The organism is Enteractinococcus helveticum, from assembly GCF_020742345.1.
Classification (GTDB): Bacteria; Actinomycetota; Actinomycetes; order Actinomycetales; family Micrococcaceae; genus Yaniella; species Yaniella helvetica_A.
The window spans coordinates 1-5,562 of sequence record NZ_DYXC01000096.1 but is presented as its reverse complement, the minus strand read 5'-3'; the positions used below and the strand labels follow the sequence as shown (position 1 = coordinate 5,562).

The window sequence follows — 5,562 nt, the reverse complement described above, 5'->3', positions numbered from 1 at the left end:
CTTATGACCGTTGCCATGACGCTGATTCCCTTCCACCGCCGCGGCACCATCATGGGCCTGATCTCGGTGGTCATGGCTGTGGGTCCCGCACTTGGCCCAAGCCTGGCCGGAGCGATCCTGAGCTTCACATCCTGGCACGGCATCTTCTGGTTTATGGTTCCGCTCATTGCGCTGGCCGGCATTATCGGCGCCACCAAACTCACTAACATCGGCGAACAACGCGCCACCCCGCTCGATGTCTTATCCGTCATTCTCTCCGCCGTCGCATTCGGCGGCCTCGTCTATGGCCTCAGCTCCGTCAGCACCATCCTCGACGGTGGGCAAGCAGCCCAAATAGCCATTACCATCTTCAGCACAGGCATCCTCGGACTCGGACTATTCGTCTGGCGCCAGCTGGCACTCGGTAAACACGACCGCGCCCTCCTCGACCTCCGCCCACTGGCCGTACCAAACTACACATTCTCCCTGGCCGTGCTCATGGTCCTGTTCGCGGCATTGCTCGGCGCCATGAACACCCTGCCGCTGTACCTTCAAGGCTCACTGCTGGTTACCGCACTGATCGCCGGGCTCGTCCTACTGCCCGGCGGCCTGCTCGAAGGCGTGTTATCACCACTTTTCGGCCGCCTCTACGACCGCTTTGGTCCACGCCCACTCATCATCCCAGCCATGATCATCGTCACCGGCGCCATTTTCTGGCTGGCCACCGTGGATGAATACACTGACGTCTGGCTCGTCGTTACCATCCACGTCATCTTCTCCGTCGGACTGGCCGGCCTGTTCAGTCCATTAATGACGACGGCGCTCAGCTCTCTGCCATCTGACCTCTTCGGTCACGGTTCTGCAATCCTCAACACCCTGCAACAACTGGCCGGAGCAGCCGGCACCGCCGTGATGATCACCATTTACAGCAACATCTCCGCCGACGCTCAAGCCCAGGGTGTGGCCGAAACAACAGCGGTAGCCGACGGGGCGAACTCAGCATTTCTCGTCACCGGATTCCTCAGTGCCGTCGCGCTGATCCTGTCGCTGTTCATTAAAAAGATCCCCTCCGAACCGACCGGACTGGATGTCCCTTAGAGCCCTAAAACTGACATGGCGTCTGAATAGAACCGACGGTTGCGTCTTCTGGTAGAAGACCTCGAACCGATTGAACCCCCACAGAGTTGTCTGCACGTTATCCGCGTCTGCGCCAATGTCCTTCGACTTTTCGTCCACCACGAATGTGCGGTTCGACCCACACATCGCCTGATCTGACATCGTCGACAACGACAAGTGGCGACGTAGTTGACGATGCAGCTATTTCATGGGCAAGCTGGCGATGGCGCTCATCAAATGCCGCACTTTTGACCCTAATCTCGTCAGGGTTAATTCCGACCTTGCGCGCCACGTCAGCCCATGATGCGACAGACTGCGCGATTTGCCCAAGACGGTGGGCTGCCTGGACGCGAGTGAGATGGAAATCCTCAGCGTGTTCGACGAGTAACCGAAGATCGGAGTTTGCTGGATCGTCTTCTGATGTTAGAGGAGTATCCGAGAACCCATGGCGTTCAGGATTGACATCGAAAGAGGGTGCAAGTCGCCACCCATTATCTATTCTGACCAGCCCATGGTTTTGCATGTGATCATCAATGTTGTTGACCATCACACCGAATGCTGCACGTGCAAAGAGTTCTTGACCGTCAACCGGTGGGTTGGCTGAAATCTGTGAAATCTCTCGGGCAAGGGTCGCGTAATCTTTGCGCTCACCGTCGTGGAGCCGGAACATGGTTTTAAAGCTTTGATACGGGATTCGCGTGTCACCGTGACGGTCAAAGCGTCGGGTCAAGAATATGGACTCGTGTGGGTCATACCGGATGATGCGTGAATCCTGCACACTGATGCCTGCTTGTCGTTGCAGGATTGTTGCCACATGCTCCCAGGCTGATACGTCTCCTCGATCTGAGATTCGAGCGAATTTCGCCAGCCACATCTGACCGTCATCACCGATAACCCAGGTTTTTGGCGCGGCACCACCAGGTGACGATCCAACGGCGATGAGATGTTCTACAGATTCATCGATTTCGCCAGATTCCTCGAACTTTGCAGCGGCATCGCGTAAGGTCGATAATTCGTGGTGGGTGGCTTGAGCCGTTGGTGGCGCGACAAAGGTCCCCTCGACACGAAACCGCAGTGCACCTTGGCGGGTTGTATCGTCGACTGCCAACAATAAGCCAAGATCGTCAAGTGGCTCCCAGCGCTGCCCTGACGCTCTGGCTTTTCGACGGTGTTCTGCCTGTAATAAGTCTCGCCCCCATCGGTCTGGGACGGCATCGTCAAAAGCAAACGGTAGGTTCTTCCAAATAGCTGGCTCGTGTCGTCCAGTATCTAACGGCATTTCCGGGGAGATAGGGAATGCAGCTGGGTTTGCCAACCACTGCTGGTCGTAGGTGAACGATATTCGACGGTGTCTGCCTTGAGTCTGAAGGCTATGAGCGGTGCCGACCAGCTGGGTGTCCATGAAGACTTCAAACCTCAACTTCGCGGTGCTCTCTTCCGGTTCAACATGTGTGCTCGTGCCTGGCCAAGATCGTGATTCAGCGGGTCGATAGCCTCGACTAAGAATTGGTCCATGCCAACCACCCCAGCCAACTTGATAAATGTTGCCATACTGACACCGGGGTCGCCTCGTTCGGCGCGACGGACAGCAGGCGCCGACAGGTAGGCGCGTTGTGCTGCGATCTCTTGGGTGATGCCCAGCATGATGCGCCACGACTTCAAATGCGAGCCAAGGGTTTTGAGTGTCTCTTCGTTCCGGGCCATCGTAGAACCTAACCAAACTCCTGCGTTATGTTAGATGCAATAATAGCACACAAGAGTTGCTTTACCTGGATTCCAGTCTTTGTTTGCCGCTGAGCGCAAGGAACTTGTTATCCTGAGCGTCGCCACCAATTAGGGCGTCAATCTGTTCGAGCAGTGGATACACCTGAGCCAGCGCATGTCTTATCGCTCGGACTCACTAGTGCCATCATGGCGTTATTGGAGACGGGGCTCGGCTCGCTGGCCGCCGAACTGTACTCGCACAGTTCGGTCATGCTCAACACCCGCAATAAATATCCAGGGCAGTCGGCATCGCCGTCGTGATGACGATCTACAGCAGTGTCGCAGTCACTGCGCAAGAACAAGCGATGGCATAACGTAACGCCCAGCAAATGCCGTTGGCGGCACTGTAGCGTTTCTCGTCCCTGGTTGATTAACTCTGGTGAGTCTGATTCTGTCACACTTCATAAAAAGTTCCGCATGGAACCGCAAGGGCTTGCTGGCCGATAACGATGAACGGTACTCCGCGTGACGGGCGGTCCAGACAACTGGATGCGCGGGAGGTTTTGCTCATAGACGCTCGGCCCGAAACTATCGACCCTGTATACATGCCATTAGCCGCAACTACAGCGGTATATGAGCAGTCCACGATGTGTTTAACGAGTGCCCTTGTTCACCACGATCTCAGTGACGCCGTCCCGTTCGATTCGAATATTGTCCTACCGCGAGGTGTGCGGCACTGAGCTGGCATTGATCACGCCAGTTGGCATAGTTTCGTTCTAGCCACTTTTGATGTTGGAAGAGAATTCATGGAAAGAGCCCGTCCGGATTACTCAAGGTAGCGACAGCGTTTCCTAAATCGATCCCTAAAATCCGAAGAGTTCTTGAGGTGCTGTTATGACTCGATGGATCTTGTCCGAGAAACGCCTACGCCTTCATCGTTACAACAGAACTGACAACTCGCAAGTTTCGTTAATATACTCCGCGGCCTCATCAATGGCTGCGATCTCATCTTCCGATTGCTCGGCGTGGGCTTCTTGAGCTGCAGCGGCGGCCTGCTCGTCGTCACCAACCAGTGCTTCGAACTGTTCGAATACCGGCTGCATCTGAGTCAACGCCTCACCAAGTTCCCCATCGGTTTCCTCGGCCAGGGCAGCGACGTCGTCATAGACCTCTGCCAGCAGCTCGTTGACGTCGCCGTCGTCCGGATCCGCGTCAATAATGCGTTGCTCAAGGTCTTGTAAATCCTGGCACGTCTCGTTGGCTGCAGCATCACCGCAGCCAACGAGCAATACCAGCCCGGCGACAACCGGAACGAAAGCACGTCGCATACCAGCTGACCTATCAGGCGCCGAAGTAGGAGCCACAATAGGCGGTCAGATTATCGGTGGCCTCCTGGTAGGTCATACCGTTGACCTCAATGTCCTCTGGCACCACGGTATTCATGGCCTCGACGCCATCTTCTTTAACAGCGCTGGCCATTTCGTCAAAGAACTCGGCCTGAACCTGCAGGGTTGTGCGCAGCGGAATGGTCTCGTCGGAACCCGGTGCGGTGGTGCTATCGGTGCGATCAAATGAGTGGTTGCGAATATCCAGGGCAGCGGATTCTAAAATGCTTGCGGCACGTTCTGCACCGGCCTCACCAGATTGCATCGCGCGATTCAAGGCCTCATTGGCCTTGGCATTGGCACCCATGAAGACCCCGCAGGTTTCTTCCTGTGCACGAGCCTGGCTGGCGTCGTCGTTGGCACAACCGGTCAGGATCAGGCCCGCGGCGGCTGCCACGGCGGCGATTTTGCCCATGGATTTGATCGACATGAAGGTTCCTTTTCGTGAACGTCGTAAAAACTTCTACCCCGTACCTTACCCGAGCAAACCGGGTCAAGACGTGAATGCAACCTAAGGTCGCCACCTGGGGTTGGCAACGTAAGATAGAGGCCATGACCCATGATCTCAACGCCGACCGTGCGCGGCTTGCCGAACTGATTCGCGAACTGGCCGTAGTCCACGGCAAAGTCACCTTGTCTTCCGGAGCCGAAGCTGACTACTACATTGACCTGCGTCGTATCACCCTGCACCACGAGGCCGCCCCACTGGTGGGCCGGGTGATGTTAGGTCTATTGGACGACGCCGGAATTGCATTTGAGGCCGCCGGTGGCCTAACCATGGGGGCTGACCCGGTGGCCACCGCTGTGATGCACGCGGCTGGGGGCCGTAACATTGACGCATTCGTGGTGCGCAAGGAACAAAAAACCCACGGCATGTCCCGCCAGGTGGAAGGTCCCTCGGTTGACGGCCGCAAAGTGGTCATTCTTGAAGACACCTCCACCACGGGTGGCTCCGCACTCACTGCTGTTGACGGCGTGCGTAAGGCCGGCGGCGACATCCAGGCCGTGGCCGTTATTGTTGACCGCGACACCGGGGCTGCCGAACATGTGGCCGAACAAGCCGGCGTCCCATACCTGTACGCGTTTTCCAAAAACGACCTGGGCTTAGAGGACTAACGTCGCCCAAACCCAATACGAAAGGACCCATTGTGGCCAAAGAACACGTTGAACCAACTGCACCGCTGGTGGTCGCCGGAATGCTCGGCGGCTATGTCACCGGGCGCGTCACCAAAAAACGCCCGCTGGCTGGGGTTGTCCTGGCTGCCGCCGGAGTTGCCGCTGGCATGCGCTGGTACCGCAATTGCGGCCCGGGCACCACGGCACTGCTGTCGACCATCTACATCGGCGCCTTTGGTGCCTCCCACCCGCTGGCCAAAAA

At 56.9% G+C, this 5,562-nt stretch carries 7 protein-coding genes and 1 pseudogene; 4 read left to right on the top strand and 4 right to left on the bottom strand.

The window, feature by feature from the left end:
- Positions 1–1,077 (top strand): MFS transporter (locus tag K8V32_RS08885; protein WP_303906015.1); only part of this gene is annotated, 1,077 nt, incomplete at its 5' end.
- Positions 1,078–1,174: 97 nt separating this feature from the next.
- Here the strand turns inward: K8V32_RS08885 and K8V32_RS08880 are convergent.
- Together K8V32_RS08880 and K8V32_RS08875 are read right to left on the bottom strand one after the other, a co-directional pair.
- Entirely contained in the window at positions 1,175–2,497 is a 1,323-nt protein-coding gene (locus tag K8V32_RS08880) for a type II toxin-antitoxin system HipA family toxin (protein WP_303906012.1), read from the bottom strand.
- Positions 2,498–2,511: 14 nt separating this feature from the next.
- On the bottom strand, positions 2,512–2,799 hold the full coding sequence (locus tag K8V32_RS08875) for a helix-turn-helix domain-containing protein (protein WP_303906009.1): 288 nt from the start codon (positions 2,797–2,799) through the stop codon (positions 2,512–2,514).
- A gap of 153 nt (positions 2,800–2,952) precedes the next feature.
- On the opposite strand from K8V32_RS08875, the gene K8V32_RS08870 reads away from it, so the two are divergent.
- Complete coding sequence (locus K8V32_RS08870) at positions 2,953–3,120, top strand: hypothetical protein (RefSeq protein ID WP_303906006.1); 168 nt, start codon at positions 2,953–2,955, stop codon at positions 3,118–3,120.
- Positions 3,121–3,737: 617 nt separating this feature from the next.
- Here the strand turns inward: K8V32_RS08870 and K8V32_RS08865 are convergent.
- Positions 3,738–4,127 (bottom strand): hypothetical protein, encoded by a 390-nt coding sequence (locus tag K8V32_RS08865; RefSeq protein ID WP_303906003.1) that lies wholly within the window; start codon positions 4,125–4,127, stop codon positions 3,738–3,740.
- Between the two features lie 13 nt (positions 4,128–4,140).
- A complete protein-coding gene (locus K8V32_RS08860; RefSeq protein ID WP_303906000.1) occupies positions 4,141–4,614 on the bottom strand; it encodes a hypothetical protein in 474 nt (157 codons plus the stop codon).
- Between the two features lie 122 nt (positions 4,615–4,736).
- Between K8V32_RS08860 and pyrE the strand changes: the two genes are divergently transcribed.
- The gene (gene pyrE, locus K8V32_RS08855; protein ID WP_303905997.1) at positions 4,737–5,300 is read left to right on the top strand and encodes an orotate phosphoribosyltransferase; all 564 of its coding nucleotides are present in this window, start codon (positions 4,737–4,739) and stop codon (positions 5,298–5,300) included.
- 32 nt (positions 5,301–5,332) lie between these two features.
- A pseudogene (locus K8V32_RS08850) lies at positions 5,333–5,562 on the top strand (hypothetical protein); the annotation flags it as partial.

Coding starts and splice junctions, on each gene's coding strand:
- K8V32_RS08860 (WP_303906000.1), bottom strand. CDS start 4,614: ATGTCGATCAAATCCATGGGCAAAATCGCCGCCGTGGCAGCCGCCGCG.
- K8V32_RS08880 (WP_303906012.1), bottom strand. CDS start 2,497: ATGGACACCCAGCTGGTCGGCACCGCTCATAGCCTTCAGACTCAAGGC.
- K8V32_RS08875 (WP_303906009.1), bottom strand. CDS start 2,799: ATGGCCCGGAACGAAGAGACACTCAAAACCCTTGGCTCGCATTTGAAG.
- pyrE (WP_303905997.1), top strand. CDS start 4,737: ATGACCCATGATCTCAACGCCGACCGTGCGCGGCTTGCCGAACTGATT.
- K8V32_RS08865 (WP_303906003.1), bottom strand. CDS start 4,127: ATGCGACGTGCTTTCGTTCCGGTTGTCGCCGGGCTGGTATTGCTCGTT.